Annotated in this window: 11 protein-coding genes and 1 CRISPR repeat array; of the genes, 3 read left to right on the top strand and 8 right to left on the bottom strand. The window is 39.3% G+C overall.

What is annotated here, in order from left to right:
* Positions 1 to 62: 62 nt before the first annotated feature.
* Together ftsY and smc are read right to left on the bottom strand one after the other, a co-directional pair.
* Positions 63 to 1067 (bottom strand): signal recognition particle-docking protein FtsY, encoded by a 1005-nt coding sequence (gene ftsY, locus DL897_RS04000; RefSeq protein WP_113657854.1) that lies wholly within the window; start codon positions 1065 to 1067, stop codon positions 63 to 65.
* Between the two features lie 11 nt (positions 1068 to 1078).
* Positions 1079 to 4669, bottom strand: a complete 3591-nt coding sequence (gene smc / locus DL897_RS03995) for a chromosome segregation protein SMC (RefSeq protein WP_113657853.1) — start codon at positions 4667 to 4669, stop codon at positions 1079 to 1081.
* A 122-nt stretch (positions 4670 to 4791) separates the two neighbouring features.
* On the opposite strand from smc, the gene DL897_RS03990 reads away from it, so the two are divergent.
* Complete coding sequence (locus DL897_RS03990; RefSeq protein WP_113657852.1) at positions 4792 to 5910, top strand: hypothetical protein; 1119 nt, start codon at positions 4792 to 4794, stop codon at positions 5908 to 5910.
* A 61-nt stretch (positions 5911 to 5971) separates the two neighbouring features.
* Here the strand turns inward: DL897_RS03990 and DL897_RS03985 are convergent, their stop codons facing one another.
* From DL897_RS03985 to DL897_RS03975, 3 genes are all read right to left on the bottom strand, one after another.
* On the bottom strand, positions 5972 to 6838 hold the full coding sequence (locus DL897_RS03985; protein ID WP_113657851.1) for a tetratricopeptide repeat protein: 867 nt from the start codon (positions 6836 to 6838) through the stop codon (positions 5972 to 5974).
* Positions 6839 to 6986: 148 nt separating this feature from the next.
* Positions 6987 to 8378, bottom strand: a complete 1392-nt coding sequence (locus DL897_RS03980; protein WP_168188633.1) for a tetratricopeptide repeat protein — start codon at positions 8376 to 8378, stop codon at positions 6987 to 6989.
* 664 nt (positions 8379 to 9042) lie between these two features.
* On the bottom strand, positions 9043 to 9381 hold the full coding sequence (locus DL897_RS03975; protein WP_113657849.1) for a tRNA-binding protein: 339 nt from the start codon (positions 9379 to 9381) through the stop codon (positions 9043 to 9045).
* Positions 9382 to 9482: 101 nt separating this feature from the next.
* Between DL897_RS03975 and DL897_RS03970 the strand changes: the two genes are divergently transcribed.
* Positions 9483 to 11183: a bifunctional metallophosphatase/5'-nucleotidase gene (locus DL897_RS03970; protein ID WP_240627262.1), complete on the top strand. Its 1701-nt coding sequence runs from the start codon at positions 9483 to 9485 to the stop codon at positions 11181 to 11183.
* A 264-nt stretch (positions 11184 to 11447) separates the two neighbouring features.
* Here the strand turns inward: DL897_RS03970 and DL897_RS03965 are convergent, their stop codons facing one another.
* Positions 11448 to 12242 carry a serine hydrolase gene (locus DL897_RS03965; protein ID WP_113657848.1) on the bottom strand — a complete coding sequence of 265 codons (795 nt, stop codon included), beginning with the start codon at positions 12240 to 12242 and terminating at the stop codon, positions 11448 to 11450.
* A gap of 473 nt (positions 12243 to 12715) precedes the next feature.
* Between DL897_RS03965 and DL897_RS03960 the strand changes: the two genes are divergently transcribed.
* Positions 12716 to 14311, top strand: coding sequence for a bifunctional metallophosphatase/5'-nucleotidase (locus tag DL897_RS03960; RefSeq protein WP_420824110.1), 1596 nt, complete (start codon positions 12716 to 12718; stop codon positions 14309 to 14311).
* A gap of 273 nt (positions 14312 to 14584) precedes the next feature.
* Here DL897_RS03960 and DL897_RS03955 read toward each other — a convergent pair whose 3' ends face one another.
* On the bottom strand, positions 14585 to 15997 hold the full coding sequence (locus DL897_RS03955) for a carbohydrate-binding protein (RefSeq protein WP_113657847.1): 1413 nt from the start codon (positions 15995 to 15997) through the stop codon (positions 14585 to 14587).
* An 851-nt stretch (positions 15998 to 16848) separates the two neighbouring features.
* Positions 16849 to 17182: direct repeats of the CRISPR family, unit length 37 nt; unit sequence CTTTCAATCCTCTTAATGAGGTGTTTTTTATTGATAC.
* 325 nt (positions 17183 to 17507) lie between these two features.
* The gene (locus DL897_RS03950) at positions 17508 to 17906 is read right to left on the bottom strand and encodes a DUF5367 family protein (protein ID WP_113657846.1); all 399 of its coding nucleotides are present in this window, start codon (positions 17904 to 17906) and stop codon (positions 17508 to 17510) included.
* Positions 17907 to 17920 lie beyond the last annotated feature (14 nt).

Raw genomic sequence — 17920 nt, 5'->3', positions numbered from 1 at the left:
ATATAAAAAGAAAGAAGGAATTCTCTTCGTATCATTCATAGAGAACTCCTTCTTATTTGGAATTATCCTTTTACCTCAGTCACTTCTACTTCTTCATCGATTCCACTTTGGAATAGAGCGTGGACAAATTGAGTGGTGTCAAAATCTTGTAGATCATCGGGCTTTTCACCAAGACCCACCAGTTTTACAGGTACTTGCAATTCGTGACTAATCGCAATCACGATACCACCTTTGGCTGTGCCATCGAGTTTGGTAAGGACAATCCCCGACACATTAACAGCTTCACCAAATGTTTTAGCCTGCATCAGTGCATTTTGTCCCGTGGTCGCATCTAGGACAAGCAGTACTTCATGAGGGCCATTAGGAATTTCACGCTGGATGACACGGTGTACTTTCTTTAACTCTTCCATCAAATTCACTTTATTTTGTAGGCGCCCTGCCGTATCACAGAGAAGGACATCCGCTTTCCGAGATTTTGCCGCTTGAATACCATCATATATCACAGCGGCTGGATCTGCTCCTGCTTGATGTTTAATCACATCAACACCGACACGATTCCCCCACACTTCTAATTGTTCAATCGCACCAGCCCGAAATGTATCCCCAGCAGCCAACACCACTTTTTTTCCTTCATTTTTAAAACGGTTAGCTAGCTTGCCGATCGTTGTCGTTTTTCCGACACCGTTGACTCCTACAAATAAAATGACGGTCATGCCATCTGGATTCATACGTATAGGGCTGTCTTTTTCTTCGATTTCTAGCATATCAGCGATAATTTCTGATAGAAGTGGCTGAAGCTCGGCAGGGTCTTTGATTTTACGTTCTTTTACTTCTTTACGTAGACGCTCTACTAGCTCCATCGTGGTAGTAACCCCTACATCGGCTCCGATCAAGATTTCCTCTAATTCCTCATACAAATCTTCATCAATCTTACTTCTACCCGCGAATAAATCCGTGATCGCTCCCATAAATGAAGAGCTTGTTTTACTTAATCCTGAGATAAACTTTTGGGTGACTGATTCTGTTTTTTGGGCTACTTTTTCTTTTAATCGCTTAAAAAAACTCACTTCAAACCCTCCTATCCTATTGTAGCAGCTACTTCTCTTTCTCCATCATACTCTTCTAACTTCACAGAAACCAGCTTGGAAACACCCGATTCTTGCATGGTAATTCCATACAGGACATCTGCCCCTTCCATGGTATGTTTGCGGTGAGTAATCACAATAAACTGAGTATGGTTGGCAAATTCACGCATATAACGAGTAAAGCGAGTTAGATTCGCTTCATCGAGGGCTGCGTCCACTTCATCCAGTACACAGAAGGGGACCGGTTTGATCCGTAAGACGGCAAATAATAGGGCAATGGCAGCCAAAGCACGCTCTCCTCCTGATAAGAGAGTCAAATTTTGTAGCTTTTTACCCGGGGGTTGAGCGACAATATCAATGCCTGTTTCCAAGAGATTATCGGGATCACTCAGATGAAGATCAGCTCGTCCACCTCCAAACATCTGCACAAATACTTCTTGAAACTCACTGCGAATCAGGGTAAAAGCTTCACCAAAACGTTTTCCCATTTCACTTTCCATCTGACCAATCACTTCATATAAAGTTTGCTTGGCTTGTAATAGATCATCTTCTTGGCTTTTTAGAAAATCTAATCGCTCTGTTAAGCGTTGGTATTCATCGACGGCTCCTAAGTTCACCTCACCTAAAGAGGTAATTTGTTGTTTAAATGAACGCACCTGACGTTCTGCTTTTTGGGGTTCCTCCGGGCGAGTATAGAGATCTCTAGCTCGCTCAAAGGTAATCTCATATTCTTCCGCTAGCTTCTGTAACAAGTGATTGAGCTCAACATCTAAACGATTAGCATGAACCTCTCCGCTCTTGAGATTTTCTGATTGCTTTTGTAACCTTTGCCCTTCTTCACGAATTTCATTTTCTTGCTCTTCACGTAACCGCTGCAACTCTTCTCTTTGCTCACGGGTTTTCGCCACTTTTTCTTGTGCCAAGAGCTTTTTCTCACGTAGGCTCTCAATATGAGCCGCCAATTCTTCCAATTCCTGCTGGCTCATCGTTTGCTTTTGTACCAAATTTTCTAACTCGACTTGGGTTTGCTCCTGTTTCATGATCGTACGAGCCCACTCTTGTTCGATCCGCTCTACGTTTTCGGTTAGATTAGTTGTTTCTTGACGTAGTTTAGCTACGGTCACTCTCCATTCCGTCAGCTGTTCATGAGCATCGGTTTTCGCAGAAGCTTGCTCCCTAACTCGCTGCTGGCAGGCGATAATTTGCTGTTCTAACTGTTGATTTGCCACTTCAAGTCTCTCTAATTCTTCTTTGATTTGTTGTTGACGGGTGATCAGCTCTTTATGCTTTGTTTCAGTTTGCTGCTTCTTGTTTTGGAATTGCCTTAATTCCTCCATCAAGCGATGTTGTCGGTTTTCCAGCTCACGTATTTGTCCACGTAGCTCTTGCTCTTGGAGCCGTAATTTCTCTCCTTGTGAACGAATTTCTTCCCATTCTTGTTCCAACTGTTGCTTTTGTATCGCTTGCTCATGGATTTGGTGTTCGACTTTTTGCCATGCCTGTTTTAAATCGGTGATTTGCTGTTCTAATGACTCAATCTGACGTGCTCGTCCCAGCAAATTGCTTTTGGCTTGTTGACGACTTCCACCTGTCATCGAGCCACCAGGGCTTACGATATCTCCTTCTAGTGTAACAACACGATAGCGATATTGTAACTTTCTTGCCACTTGGTTAGCATGCTCCAAATTCTCTACAATGACGACCAACCCTAATAAATAAGAAACCAGTGCTTGATAGGGGGTATCCGCTTGGACGACTTCTGAAGCGATGCCAACAACTCCAGAGATTCCTTGTAGCAGGCTTCGTTCATAGGCTGGGATGGATCTTCCCTGAATAACAGAAAGTGGTAAAAAAGTAGCTCTTCCTAGCCGTTTCTGCTTCAGATACGCAATTCCTTGCCGACCCGTATACTCATCTTCAACAACCAAGTTTTGCAAGGCTCCACCTAGCGCTGTTTCTACTGCCGCTTCATACTCTTCTGGTACACGGATTAATTGGGCAACTGCACCATGCACTCCCTGCAGCGACCGTTCACCACGATCTCGTGCTTGAAGAATCTCTTTCACCCCTTGAAAAAAGCCAGCATGTTCAGCTTCCATCTCTTTAGCCACATCCAATTGGGAGTGTAAACGGTTAAAGCTCTGTTCAAATTTCCTATTTTCCCCAGCCAATGCTTTTTCTTGTCGTTCTATTTCTTGTCGCTTTTCGGTTAGTGTTTGGGCTTGTTCCTTTAATTTTTGAAGATTCTCCTCAGTATGAGTAAGTTGTTGTGTCATGGTTTGCAGGTCAACTTGCCCAGATTCTATTTGTGCTTCTATTTCTTGAATTCTCTCTTGATCAAGTTCCCATTGCTCCTGAAGTTGCTGTTCTTGTTCAGTGACATAATGTTGTTCACTTTGTAGGGCTACCCATTGATTTTTTTGTTTTTGTAATGTTTGAGTCCACTCATCCAATGAATCGCTTTCATCTTCAGTAAGTAAAGACATCTGTTGTTGAGCTTGCAAACACTGTGCTTCTGCCTCTGCCAATTCTTGTTTTTTTAGTACGAGGCGCGAATCGATTCCTTCTTTTTCCTCTTTTAATCGATTAAGCTCAAGTACAATGGTTTGAATGTGTTCCTCAAGCTGACCGATCGTATGTTCACGACTTCTTTTTCGCTCCAGCCAGACTTCGCGCTGCCCCTCTGCTTTTTCTAATTCTTCACTAGCAGTTAGCAATTCAGCTTGTACCTCTTCAAATAGTTGATCCATCTTACCCAGTTGCACCTTTAGTTCTGTCAAAGCTGCTTCTTTCTTACTTATATTCGTAGAAAGAAGCACTTGCTCTTGAGTAAGGGTTTCCACTTCTTTCGTTGTTTGTTGCCAATTTTCATGTAAGGTTTCGATCTTATGTACATATAAACCGACTTCGATTCTCTCAAGCTCTTTCTTTAATTCTTTATATCGCTTTGCTTTTTCTGCTTGCTCGGCCAATGGTTCCACTTGATTATCCAATTCATGAATGAGATCATGAATACGACTTAAGTTTTGTTCCGTATTTTCCAATTTCTTTTCGGCTTCTTTTTTACGGGCTTTATATTTGACAATCCCTGCTGCTTCTTCGAAAATCGCTCGGCGATCTTCCGACTTGGTACTGAGAATATCGTCGATCCGCCCTTGTCCAATCATCGAATAAGCTTCTTTACCAATTCCCGTATCCATCAGCAGCTCGGTAATATCCTTTAAGCGACATGGCTTCTTATTCAGAAAATATTCACTTTCTCCCGAGCGATACACCCTTCGTGTAACGGTAACTTCGGTATAATCAATAGGGAGTTTTCTCTCCGTATTATCAAAGGTAATGGAAACTTCGCAAAAACCAACAGGCTTACGAGAATCACTACCAGCAAAAATAACATCTTCCATCTTGGAGCCACGAAGTGATTTGGCACTTTGTTCTCCAAGCACCCAGCGGATTCCATCGGTGACATTGCTTTTCCCGCTACCATTGGGTCCGACGACAGCTGTCACTCCAGGCACAAATTCCAGCTCGGTTCGATTGGCAAATGACTTAAAACCGGACATCTCCAGCCGTTTTAAATACATAAAAATCCCTCCTCTCTATCAAGTCAACTGCTATATTTTAGCATAAAAAAGGTAGCAGCGAGAAAATAGCTTAGAATACCTTTGTTTTTTCTAAATCATTTAGCAAATGCGAGGTGAAGCTTATGCGTAGAATATCTATCTTACTTCTTTTCCTAGTAGCATTCATAATGGGTATCTTTATTCCTTCCCATAGTTACGCTTATATCGGCAGTCCCCCTAGTACGGGAGGTTTTTTCACAGAGAAAAATCATCCTTTACCCCCTGAGGTTAAAATTAAAAAGGCAATAGTTCGCTATACTTTCTCAGAAAAAAAGAGCATTGGGGAAATCCAACCCACTGTTACGATCCGGTATCTACTTGTCAATCAGTCGAAGCAGGCACAAAACCTTGATTTGACTTACTTATTATATGAACTCACACCCGAAGCGAATAAAACGGCAAAGAAAGCCCATCACGAGCTACAAAATGATGTAAAGCTCAAACTCAGCTTAAATGAGAAGCCCATCGATTATCAATATCTAAGATATATGAATCGAGGTGAGTGGCTAGTGCCAAAAGTGAAGGAGGAATGGCTGGTTGAACCGATTTATCATCAACCACTTGCAAAATTAACATCGCAAAGCTTTGATAATACTGTGGGGGTTAAAACGAAAATAACGCTGGCAGCACAGCAACAAGCAGAATTAACCATTTCTTATCGAGACCGGGGCGAGTTTATTTCTCAGAAGGTAGCTCAGTCCATCCAGTCCCATTTATTCCTGTTTCCACCTAATGCTTTTTGGGACAAACCTGATCTACGATTGGAATTAGTTTTTAAGCAACCTTATTTCGTTCATTCTAATCTTCCTTTTACCAAACAGACTCCTAATCACTATGGAATCCAAACCCAGAAGATTCCTTCTTTATGGTTATTTACGATTGCAGATGGAACTTCCTTACCACTGGCTACTCAATTATTTCAAACCAATATGGTAAAGGAGATAATGATTTATTTATTTGTCATGATTATCTTTTTGAGCTTCCTATTCTTTGCCCTTGCCAATCTTATGAGAAAGAAATGGTTATATTTGCTCCCCTATTTGATTCCGATGATCATCGCTTTCATCCTGCTTCCTTATCCTTATTTATCTCCTGGTGGGATCCTGTTCATCTGCTTAAGTCTATTACTGGTTGCTATCCTTCACTTCATCATTTACTTGTTGTTTCGATTCATCCATAAATTACGTCATAAGACTTCCTAGGAGCAATCATTATACTTCTTGCACGAAGATTTTGCTCGAAATGTCGATGGATCATATATCTTTATTTATGTTCTTGCGAATCATTTTCGAGCTTTTTCTTCGCCTCCAGATCTCCTGCATGTGCTGCTTTGGTCAGCCAATATTTCCCCCACTTCTCATTTCGCTTCAATCCATCTCCCTTCATCAGTCGGAAGCCTAGTTCTTTCATGGCTGCTACATCCCCTGCTTCTCCTGCCTTTCTTAGCCACTTTTCTGCTTCTTTTCGATCTTTTTTTAATCGATTGCCTTGAAGTAGCACCAGACCTAATTCTCGCATCGCTTGGATACTCCCAGCTTGAGCCGCTTTGACTAACCACTCTTTTCCTTTCTTGAGATAATCTTTTAGATATTCTTTTTGCAAAAATAGATGTCCAAGACATCTCATCGCTTCGGCATCGCCTTGTTTCGCTGCTTCACGAATCCAATATTCTCCTTCTTGATCTTGTCCTAGACCACCTGCAGTAAGCAAGTATGAACCCAACTTTTGCATGGCTTCTCTATCCCCTGACTTGACTGCTTCTCGAAGAGTATTTTCATCGATTACGATCGTATCGGATAGCCGCTCTTGATCTTGAATGATGTCAGATTGCTCCCATTGTCTTTCTTTTTGAATCTCAGACATCTCTGATCGTTCCATTTCCGTTTGTATGCTAGGTAAAAACTTTTGCGAGTCATCATCTTTTTGACTGATTGGTTTGTTTTCTTCTTCCATAATCCTATCTTGGATCTGCTCTAAGCGTTGCAACATCCGTTCTGCTTCTTGTCGATGTTCTAGCTGGGGAGCATTGATACGATAACTCCATTTCCTTAACTCTATTTGAAGTTGTTGTTTCACTTCTTCGATCGACGCATCTTGTGATATTTTTAAGATTTCATAGATATCTATCATTCCCAATCACCTTTTCATTGATTAAGAGGTTTCTATTTTCTCCTTACCCTTAACTTGATAGAAGCAATCTGTACATACCTTCCTATTTTTTTGTGAAAAAAAGAGCATCCCTTCTACTAAAAGATAAGGATGCCATTATTTTGACTATCTATTTTTTCGATTTTTTATCTTCTTCCACGATGAACTTAATTTTTTCGAAAAGCTCTGCTAGACGAGCCCATTTGTTTCCTTCTTCTTCATCACCCTGCTCCATATAAACTTGCCCTAAAATACGCATTGACTCGATATCGCCTAAATGGGCATCTCGTTTCAAAGCCATTTTTCCATTTTCGGCATTAATGCGCGCAGACATGAGTTCATGGTCTTTATAGCCCTCTTTTTCAAACAAGAGATATTGGCCATATCTGCGACCAAAGGGGAAAAATCCCGCTGTAATGCGACGGTATGCTTCTTTTAACCACTTCATCCCGGCTTCTTTCTCGCCAGCTTCTAACAATTCGTTCCCTAAAAGACCCATACTTAAGATTTCACCCGTCTCAGCAGCTTTTTCCAACCACTTCCTTCCTTCTCCGTCTTTATCCTCTTCTACAAAAAATAAACGAAGAGCGAGCTCTCGCTTTGCTACCTCACTTCCATCTTCCGCTGCTTTCAGTAACCATTTCTTCCCTTCTTCGATATCTTTTTTAAGAAAAATTCCATTAATCAAGTATTCGCCTAGATTCTCTCTAGCATCGATGTCCCCTCGTTCTGCTACTTTAACCAGCCATTTCTTCCCTTCAACTGCATCTTTCTTGACAGCTCCACCAATGACTAAGTTTTCACCTAGGGTTTTCATCGCTTCAACATCACCTAATTCTGCTGCTTTACGTAACCAGCGTTTCCCCTCTTTTTCAAAACGGACGACTTTTACAGCAGAACCCGTAAATAAATATTTCCCCAGAATCTTCATCGCTTCGATATCACCAAGCTGCGCAGCCATCCGAAGCCATTCCAACCCTTTTTCGCTGGGGAGATTCCGATCATCAATCTGAATACAATGCCGTCCTAACATTTTCATCGCTTCGATATCACCCAAGCCAATCGCTTTTTCCAGCCATTTTTTGCCCCGTCGCGTATTTCCTTGATGAATAAATTGCTCTCCAAGATACTTCATGGTTCCAATATCACCAAGATCTGCAGCTTCTTCAAGCCATTCCCAACCTTGTTCTTTAAGACCGATTCGTAACAAAACTTCTCCTAACTTTCTCATCTGTTCCGTACATTTGGTTTTATCAACTTTATTCGCTACAATTTTTATCCATTTCTTCCCTTGCTTTTTCTGCCCCATTGCTATGAGCAACTGCCCATAAGCTTCCATCGCTATCAAATCGCCTTGTTCTGCTGCTTCTTTAAGCCAACGCTGCCCTTCTATCATCAGCCTGATTCCCAAGTCACGAATGGACTCGATATCACCTGATCCTGCAGCGCTACGTAGTTGTTTTTCACTTTTATTAGAGGTGTCATCTGGATAGATACCTAAACTTTGATAATAGTTTTGCATGGTAATCCCTCTCATTTTGCCTATTTATACTAAATTAAGTATACTACGCATCATATATTGATAGAATAGTGATCCAAAAATGAAATGCCTTCCAACAAGAACAATGTGGATTGGGTCTAAAACAGAATTTTACTTCTAAATGGTTAAAGTAGCTTCTATTTTACCAAAAAACATATTCATATTTACACCCCGACTATTAAAAATAGTAGATATATTAATTAAAATTGTTTATAACCTTTTATTTATAAAATTATTAATATATTGAAATGTATTTATCGCTAATATTTATATATTTAATTCTTATCTAGTTTAAAAATATTTTACTGATGGGTATTAAAAAGTTATGTCTTTTGGCCTTGATCGATATTTTTAATCTCTAGAAAATATCCGAATTACGCAATTTAAGGTATAATCAGATTTTGAGTAGATATTTCTTTCAGTTGGAAAGGTGAATACGCCCACTATCTAAAACCGTATCGTCAAAATCCTCTTTACTCGTCAGGATGGCAGCATCGTTTACCGAAACAGTGCAGAGATAGCCCTATATAAAAGAGTAACATGGTCCAAAAATGCCATGTTACTCCTTCATTTCATTTTATATAAAATAAAAATTTACTCATATTTACAATATAAAGGGGAGAATTATTAAAATTTATCCAAATAACTAATATACTCGATTGCCCAGTGGTACATCATGATCAATCTGAAGCAACGATACGGCTCCTGCTTCAGTCGCGACCCCTAGTACTAATACTTCTGACATAAAGTCGGCAATTTGTTTTGCTGGAAAATTGGTCACGGCAATCACTTTTTTCCCCATAAGCTCGTCCAATTGATATAAGTCGGTAATTTGAGCACTGGTCTTTTTCGTTCCTATTTCTTTCCCAAAATCAATCCATAGTTTATAAGCCGGCTTTCTCGCTTTAGGAAAAGGTTCAGCTTGGATGATTTTACCGACACGCAGCTCCACTTTAGCAAAATCTTCATAAGTAATTGAAGACATCTTGTTCACTCCTATATGATTCAGTTAGATTTATTTGAAATGATTTTACAATGTTTTAACCTTTTCAACAACAAAGCCAGTAAAGAAAGGAAGACAACGGTATGAAAAAAACAGTTCGCACTTTGAGAATGGTTGCGTGCGGCACTCTCCTATCCTCAATCACGCTACTAGGTTGCCAACCATCCACAACTCAAACAGAGAAGACACAAACTACCCATCTCACGATTATGTCTACCAGTGATCTACATGGATATGTCACCCCAATCGATTATGGAACAAACAAGCCTGCTGACATTGGACTTGCCAAGATTGCCACTCTTGTCAAAGATGTACGTAAGAAAAACCCCGAGGCACTTCTTTTGGATAGTGGCGATACGATTCAAGGTTCGCCACTCGAATACCATCATGCTTACGTCGATAATAAACCCATCGACCCGATGATGCTAACGATGAATCATCTTCGATACAGTGCGATGGCTATCGGAAATCACGAATATAATTATGGTCCAAAAATTATGGAAAAAGCCATGAAGGAGGCCAAATTTCCGTGGCTATCTGCAAATACCGTCAAAAATGGAACATCGGAAGTATATACGAAACCTTACCAAATCATCCCTATGAAAAATGGAGTTCGTGTAGGTGTATTGGGTCTTACTACACAAAAAGTACCTAATTGGGAAAGACCTGACAACATTAAGCATCTTGACTTCCATGATGTAGTTGAAACAGCAAAAAAATGGATTCCGATTATGAAAGAAAAAGAAAAAGCAGACGTAATCTTTGTCTCTTATCATGGAGGCTTAGAACACACCAAAACCAAAGAGGGAAAAATCGAAGCTTCTAGCCAAACCGATGGGGAAAACCAAGTTTATCAACTAGCTACCCAAGTGAAAGGAATTGATGTCATTCTTGCAGGACATATGCATACTCCTATTGATGATTTCAGAGTAAATGGGGTATTAATCACCGAGCCTAATAAATGGGGATCCCATCTTTCTGTTGTTGATTTAGACTTAAAGAAAGAAAATAACCGTTGGACTGTTACCAATAAAAAGGCCAAACTATTAGAAGCAGAAAAAGCAAAGCCAGATCCAGAAGTTTTAAAACTCACCCAAACTTATGAACAAAATACCCAAAAAATGTTGGATGAAGTAATTGGTCAAGCTGAGGGGGATCTTACGATTAAAGATCATCACAGCACTCGTACACATGATACAGCGATTATCGAACTAATCAATCGAATCCAAATGGAAGAAAGTGGTGCCAAAATCTCATCCACTGCTTTATTTAATAATGAAGCTACCGGATTCCCCAAAAACATTACCTTACGCAATGTATTAAGCACTTATGTTTATTCGAATACTTTACAAGTTCTTAAAGTCAAAGGAAAAGATATCAAAGACGCATTAGAACAAACTGCAACTTACTTTAAGCAAAATAGTGGCAATCAGCCCGTCGAAGTGAATCCTAAGTTTATCAGCCCTAAAGTCCAACATTATAACTATGACATGTGGGAAGGAATCCGCTACACCATCGATGTTTCTAAACCAGAGGGTAGCCGAATCGTCGAACTGAAAGACATGGATGGTAATCCGATTCAGATGGATAAAGATTATGAGGTTGTTATGAATAACTACCGAGCTTCAGGTGGAGGAAATTATAAAATGTTTGCTGGAAAGCCTGTTGTCAAAGATATTCAAGTGGAAATGACCGACTTGATTACAGACTATATTCGCAAGCATAAAACCATTTCAGCACAAGTAGATCATAACTGGAAAGTAATCGGTGGAAAAGTGGATTAAATCTTTAAGAATCGAAACAAACGCCTAAAGAGCTAGCTATCTTTAGGCGTTTGTTTGAATGATTATACCTCTACATCTTTCTTTTTTCTTGAAAATAACCCCATGCTTCTTGTCAATGTCCAACCTAAAAAGCAGATCAATCCACCTACGTCCCCATCATCATATCAAATTCTCTATAAATCGTTACAAATCAAAAAAAGCCATCTATGATTTGACCTACAATTTATCAATCAAATCACAAATGGCATTTCTTCCTATGTTTCACTATCCCCTTTTCATAAAGTCAAATACCGCTTTCCCAATATCTGCAATCAATGTTCTTCGTGTAAATGCATCAGGTCCATCTGACGTTAGCACAGCAATATAAGCCACTTTTCCACCAACAGATAAAATTCCTGCATCATGCTCATAGTTCGTCATCTCTCCTGTTTTATGAGCGATAAAATCTCCCTCACCTAGATCATCGAGAAATTTTCCTGGTAGCTTACTTTGAAACTGTTGAGCACGTAATGACTTTAATATTAGGCGCTTATATTCAGGATGAAGGCTATTTCCCTCGACCATTTCCTTAAAAAAATGGACCATATCATATGCGGAAGTAAAGTTTTCAAATCCTCTTTTTTTGGCGGTATAATCCATGAGTTTTCTTCCTAGCATGGTCTGATCGCATTTTAATTCTGATGCCAAGTCATTCACTGTATCAATACCAATTTGGTCAATAATGAAATTGGTTGCTGTATTATCAGATATCATAATCATCAACGAAATTAAATCTTGTAAAGAAACATGAATTTCCTCTCCTAAATTAAATAAAACACCTGACCCTCCTACACGTTGATTGGATGGAACTTTATATAATTGATATAAGTCCAACCTTCCTGCTTGTACTTGGCGATATGCTTCAATCATAATGGGTATTTTGATTAAACTTGCTGCTAAAAAAGGTTCATGTTCACGATAGTGAATGGAGCCTGCTTCGGTTTGAATCGCCACTCCTACTTTTCCATCAAAAGAGTCTACATATTTTTTTATTTGCGTTTCCAATAAAGTGATATCCATTTTATATTGACTCCTCTCTTCGAAGAAAGCAACTAATCATTGTTATACCAAATATATTCATTATATTATTTCGCATGACTATTTATTAAATAATGGATATAATCATTAATTATCTGCTGTTCCTTTTGATATTTTACTAAAATAGCATTTATTATCCAATAAATGGTTGGAATACTTACCTTTATTCCTTTTAAAACAGCAAAACAAATATGTCACTGCATTCTATTTCCCTAAATGTATTTTTTGAAACCGCTTTCAATCATGGCCTATTAAACACTCACCATTATAAAATATCTTTCTGACTTTAGATACCATTTAACATCGACATAAAATACAAATCCATTTGCAAAATTAAATTGTTTCTTTATATAATCTAAACAGACCCTATACAAACTATCCTTAAAATGGGGTTTATACAAATATTTATCTATATTGGAGAGGTGAATTGTGTGAAATTTCAATTTCACAAAAAAATGGGGATCATTGGGGCGACTACATTTACACTGCTCGCTGCCTCTTTTCTAACTCCTTTCAGTGAAGCAGCAGCCAAAGATGCTGACAACAAACGAAATCGTCAAGTAGAAGTACAAATTCTAAGCATGAATGACTTCCATGGTCAGCTAGATACTATACAAAAAGTCGACGGCAAGCCTGCTGGAACTGCTGCTTATCTGGCAACTTATTTAAAAGAACGGCAGAAACAAAATCCCCATACTCTCATCGTTCATAATGGGGATGCAGTTGGAGCTAGCCCACCCACCTCTGCCCTATTGCAAGACGAGCCTACCATTGAAGTATTAAATCAAATGGGTGTAAGCGTAGGAACAGTAGGGAATCATGAGTTTGATGAAGGGCTCAAAGAGATGAAACGCCTGATTTACGGAGGATATCACCCTCAAACAGGTTATTTTAAAGGTGCCCGCTTCCCTTATGTTGCTGCAAATGTGATAGATAAAAAGAGTAAGCGACCTATTTTACCACCTTCAACCATTCAACGTGTAAAAGGCATTCCAATTGGCTTCATCGGAGCAGTAACCACTGAAACACCTAAAATCGTTGTTCCCAGTGGAGTAAAAGATGTGGAGTTTATCGATGAAGTCGAAGCGATCAACCGTGAGGCCAAACGGCTAAAGAAAATGGGTGTTAAATCCATCATGGTTTTACTACATGAAGGTGGTTTTGAAGATAAAAATTCCAAAGAGATTACCGGTCGTATCGCAGACATTACCAAAAAATTAGATCCAGAAATCGATGTCGTTTTCTCCGGTCACACACATAGCTATCTAAATGGAACGATTAATGGCAAATTAGTCGTTCAAGGCTTAAACTATGGAAAAGCAATCGCTGATGTTGACTTGATTATCGACCGGAAGACGAAAGATGTTGTCTCGAAAAAAGGCGAAATTGTCTTTACGAAACACGAAGGAGTAACACCTGATCCAATCGTAGATCGCATGGTAAAAAAATATCAACAAAAAGTGGCTCCCATTGTGAATCAAGTGATCGGAAAAGCTTCCGTTCCTATTACCAAGCAAACCAACGAAGCAGGTGAATCCGCTGCTGGAAACCTAATCGCAGATGCTCAGCGCTGGAAAATGAATACCGACTTTGCCTTCATGAATCCAGGTGGGGTTCGTGCGGATATTCCTGAAGGCGATGTCACTTTCGGTGATCTATATACTGTGCAACCATTTAATAATGATCTAGTATCGATGAAACTAACGGGTGCACAAATTAAACAAGCCCTAAATCAAATATTTTCTGATCCAAACCGCCCACATATTTTACATGTTTCCGGCTTAACCTACACATGGGATCCAAACCGTCCCGCTAATGACCGGATTATCGAAGTGAAAAAAGCAGATGGAACCCCCATCGATCCAAACCAAACATATACCGTTACAGCTAACTACTTCTTAGCGGATGGTGGGGATAATTTTACTGTATTCAAGGAAGGAACGGATCGAGTCACAGGACAATCTGATCTGGACGCACTTGTCGAATATGTCAAACAACTCCCTCAACCTTTCTCAGCTCAGATTGAAGGACGAATTAAGCTAGCTCAGTAATATTCATAACAAAACGCCCCTGCCTCTTGATATAAACCAAGACTGGGGCGTTTTTTATATATGCTTATAAAGCTTCGGTATATTCTACTTTATATCAACCAGAAGGACCACTTATTATTCTCTTTTTACTTATGGTAAAAGTCTCTGAGATATTGCAGGCTTATTTACCAGGTTTCTGCCTATCAAAAACAACCAACACCCATCGCAACCAAAAAGTCCATGATCTGCTCGAAATGAATTTGCAATGATGAGGAAATCCCTATCCATTCAATCTTACAGCCCTAAACCTTGCGCAATGGCGTTGGTTAATGCTTTATTTCGGTCGCGGTGGATACTCCAAAGCATCATGCCCCCATACTTTTGATCGGACATATATTTGGCAACATCCCTAGCTTTCTCTGGTGTCCATACATGACCACCCCAATCTTCTGGAGGAACCATCGCACCCATTGCTACTTTTCCTTGGAAATAATGTTTAAAAGCATCAGCTGCACTCTTGGGATCAAAGTCAACCCCAGCGTTATACCCCATTGGATTGACCAAATCAACTTGATCTCCAGCTTGTTTCATCGGGTTAATAAATGAACCTGAGGACTCAAACTTAAAGTCATTCACCCATTTATCTTCACCAAAAGCACCTACTCCCCAAGGTGTAACCGCAAGAATATATTTTCCTTTCGGAAATTCTGCCCGTGCACCTTTGATAAGCGAAACATATTCAGCATCCGTCTCACAAGATACTTTCCCATTATTTTGCTTACAGCCAAAGCTTCGATTTGGTTCATAATCTAAGTCGATCCCATCTAAACCAAAGTCATCCACAAACCGTTTTAAATCCTTAAAATTCACTTTATCCCAGTTCCAATAAGTTGCTCCTCCTACCGAGGCAATCACTTTCGTCTCTGGATTTCTCTGTTTTAACACTTGAATGACTTTATACAACATTTCTCCACCATAGGAAAACTCAAGCCCAGTACCTTGAAGATTATGGTTCCCACTATACTGAATATCTGGCTTCACAAACGCTAACATCACTACATTATAGCTTGATGGTAGATTAGCCAGTGGAGCTTTAGTAGGATCATCACCAATATCCCAAGGCTCGTTCCACGACTCATAATACCCTACAAATAAGTTTTTATCTGGTAATGGACTAGGACCTGGCGTTGTCGCCTCTTTCGTCTTCACCGTGATTGAATTACTCGCTTCTGAAACGTTTCCGGCTGCATCTCTTGCTTGTACATAGTAGATATAAGAAGTATCTGGTTTTAATCCTGAGTCTGTATAAACTGTCCCTGTAGCAGATCCAACCTTATCAGAACCACGATAAATATCGTAAGCAGCTACTCTCACATTATCCTGTGCTGCTGACCAAGAAAGCGTAATGCTACTCGATGATTGACTTGGTGATGTTAAATTCGTCGGAGCTGTAGGAGGCTCGGTATCATTTTGATCATCCGACACATATTTCCATAATGCAGGTACATTGGGCGGTTCCCATCCCGCGAGTGATGTATGAGCTTGTATACATTGATATAACTTTCCACTATAAGTCACCTGATCCCCAACTTGATACGAAGTATTGATCTGCCACTCATTCGCCGCGAAAGCACTTACAGGAACAAGCATGAGTAACAATAGCAACACCGTCGTTATAACTAATGATTTTCGCTTATTCAAATGCATTTCAGTCTGCTACTCAAAACATGGACATAGATAACCGATGATCCAGTATTTTTCATATGAATGTTTCTTTCCTATTCATAACATTGCAAGTTTAATTGCTATAAAAACCCGATTCATATCCTTATGAACTTCGTATATAAACATACTATTTTAATATTCTTTATATAAATAGAGTCGTGTATTAATTTAACCTCATCCTACTCGGGATTTTGACCCCATGTTGTATCATGTCTGTCCGATTTAATCTTGACCATAATATATAGAATCCATTTTTTCACAATGGGCATCTATCCCATGTATCGTAGCAATTCCCTCCCTTTCTAAAATATAGACAAAGAGCTTGATACAACATCTAACCAAACTTCTCTAATTGGCTTGTCCCTATTTTCTTTAATCACCACCTCGATTATCAATTATATATATTTAGATTATTTATACTTATCATTATACTATATATGAATCTATTTTAGAATATAATATTATAATGTTATTATTTATAAATATGGAAATCTCTATTAAATAAGAAATCACTGAACACATAAAAAGGAAGAAGCTGAATAAATGAAAATCTAATTTGTCCAATTGATGAAATCCCCACGAACACAGTTTGTTTATATAAAAAGCCCCCTATCATATCGAACTTGGATCAGTCCAATAGCAAGATAGAAGGCTTTATAAGCAAAAAGTACCTTTATTCGCTTTTCAACTATCCCTCTACTAAGATTTCATACCCATTTGAAGATGAACTAAGGTTGGGGAGATAATTATCGTAATATTGTCAACGAAAATAAAATGAGGTGTTTTCTATTGATACAGACCTGTTCGAGGAGAACCATTTGTTTTTTAAGTACCTTTCAATCCTCTTGATGAGGTGTTTTCTGTTGATACTTTAAAAGTGTTAGCCAATCTTCGCAAGCAACGAGGACCTTTCAATCCTCTTAATGAGGTGTTTTTTATTGATACCGGCATAGCAAGACGATACTTAGCATGGCGCGGAATCCCACTTTCAATCCTCTTAATGAGGTGTTTTTTATTGATACAGTATAACCTCGTAAAAGTAGTCATAAGTATTGTTCTTTCAATCCTCTTAATGAGGTGTTTTTTATTGATACCCTCCCCAGCCCCTTCTCTTTCCCAGCGTTTCCGCACTTTCAATCCTCTTAATGAGGTGTTTTTTATTGATACAGCGGTCGTCAGAGCTCTTGATATCACTGGCTTCACAGATTACTTTCCGAACACCTCGCCTTTTTCGGGTTATCGAGGTATATTTTCGCTGCTAAGAGCTGTCTGACAATTAAGTTCAGCCCTTATATATCAAGCACTTTCATGTTTCCGAACACCCCTTGGGAGTTTTCCGAAGCATAGGGTGTTCGGAAGTTCAACTTCTCTTATTAGAAAATATTACACTTTTCTGTGTCTATTTGCAATAATCGATTTTCTTTATATTGTTATATCAAAAACAACAAACCCCTAGATATAAATAATGAGTCAATCCTTCACATCATTATATTTAATTCTTCACGCGACGCATCCATACAGGAATCATAAGATATAGTGCATAAGCACACCCCAACCAAATTGTAAAGGCCATCACTTGTCCATTTGAAAGATTGGGCAAAAAGATCGAATGGTGCCAGATCGCAAAACTATCTAAAAACAGTCCAATCGCTGAACCCCAAATCCCCAACTTAATCACCGCATCTTTGGAGTGATCACAGCGCTGATAAATCAACATGACCCCATACAAAGCCACACCTGTCATGATCTCCAATAAGAGAAAACGAAGCAAAAACCCTTCTTGATCCGGATCAATAAGAACAACATGTCCAAAAAAGATAAAAAATGAAATTGCCGCTACCCAAATTGCCAACGAAAATACAAGTGTCCATTTTAGATTTCTCGCCAGCATAACACTTGCCTCAT

It is taken from the genome of Thermoflavimicrobium daqui (assembly GCF_003313465.1).
Lineage (GTDB): Bacteria > Bacillota > Bacilli > Thermoactinomycetales > Thermoactinomycetaceae > Thermoflavimicrobium > Thermoflavimicrobium daqui.
The sequence above is the reverse complement of the archived record's forward strand: the minus strand, read 5'-3'. Positions and strand labels throughout refer to the sequence as shown.

Excerpts from the sequence above, each read along its gene's own strand:
- smc (WP_113657853.1), bottom strand. The coding sequence starts at position 4,669 with ATGTATTTAAAACGGCTGGAGATGTCCGGTTTTAAGTCATTTGCCAAT.
- DL897_RS03990 (WP_113657852.1), top strand. The coding sequence starts at position 4,792 with ATGCGTAGAATATCTATCTTACTTCTTTTCCTAGTAGCATTCATAATG.
- DL897_RS03985 (WP_113657851.1), bottom strand. The coding sequence starts at position 6,838 with ATGATAGATATCTATGAAATCTTAAAAATATCACAAGATGCGTCGATC.
- DL897_RS03980 (WP_168188633.1), bottom strand. The coding sequence starts at position 8,378 with ATGCAAAACTATTATCAAAGTTTAGGTATCTATCCAGATGACACCTCT.
- DL897_RS03975 (WP_113657849.1), bottom strand. The coding sequence starts at position 9,381 with ATGTCTTCAATTACTTATGAAGATTTTGCTAAAGTGGAGCTGCGTGTC.
- DL897_RS03970 (WP_240627262.1), top strand. The coding sequence starts at position 9,483 with ATGAAAAAAACAGTTCGCACTTTGAGAATGGTTGCGTGCGGCACTCTC.
- DL897_RS03965 (WP_113657848.1), bottom strand. The coding sequence starts at position 12,242 with ATGGATATCACTTTATTGGAAACGCAAATAAAAAAATATGTAGACTCT.
- DL897_RS03960 (WP_420824110.1), top strand. The coding sequence starts at position 12,716 with ATGGGGATCATTGGGGCGACTACATTTACACTGCTCGCTGCCTCTTTT.
- DL897_RS03955 (WP_113657847.1), bottom strand. The coding sequence starts at position 15,997 with ATGCATTTGAATAAGCGAAAATCATTAGTTATAACGACGGTGTTGCTA.
- DL897_RS03950 (WP_113657846.1), bottom strand. The coding sequence starts at position 17,906 with ATGCTGGCGAGAAATCTAAAATGGACACTTGTATTTTCGTTGGCAATT.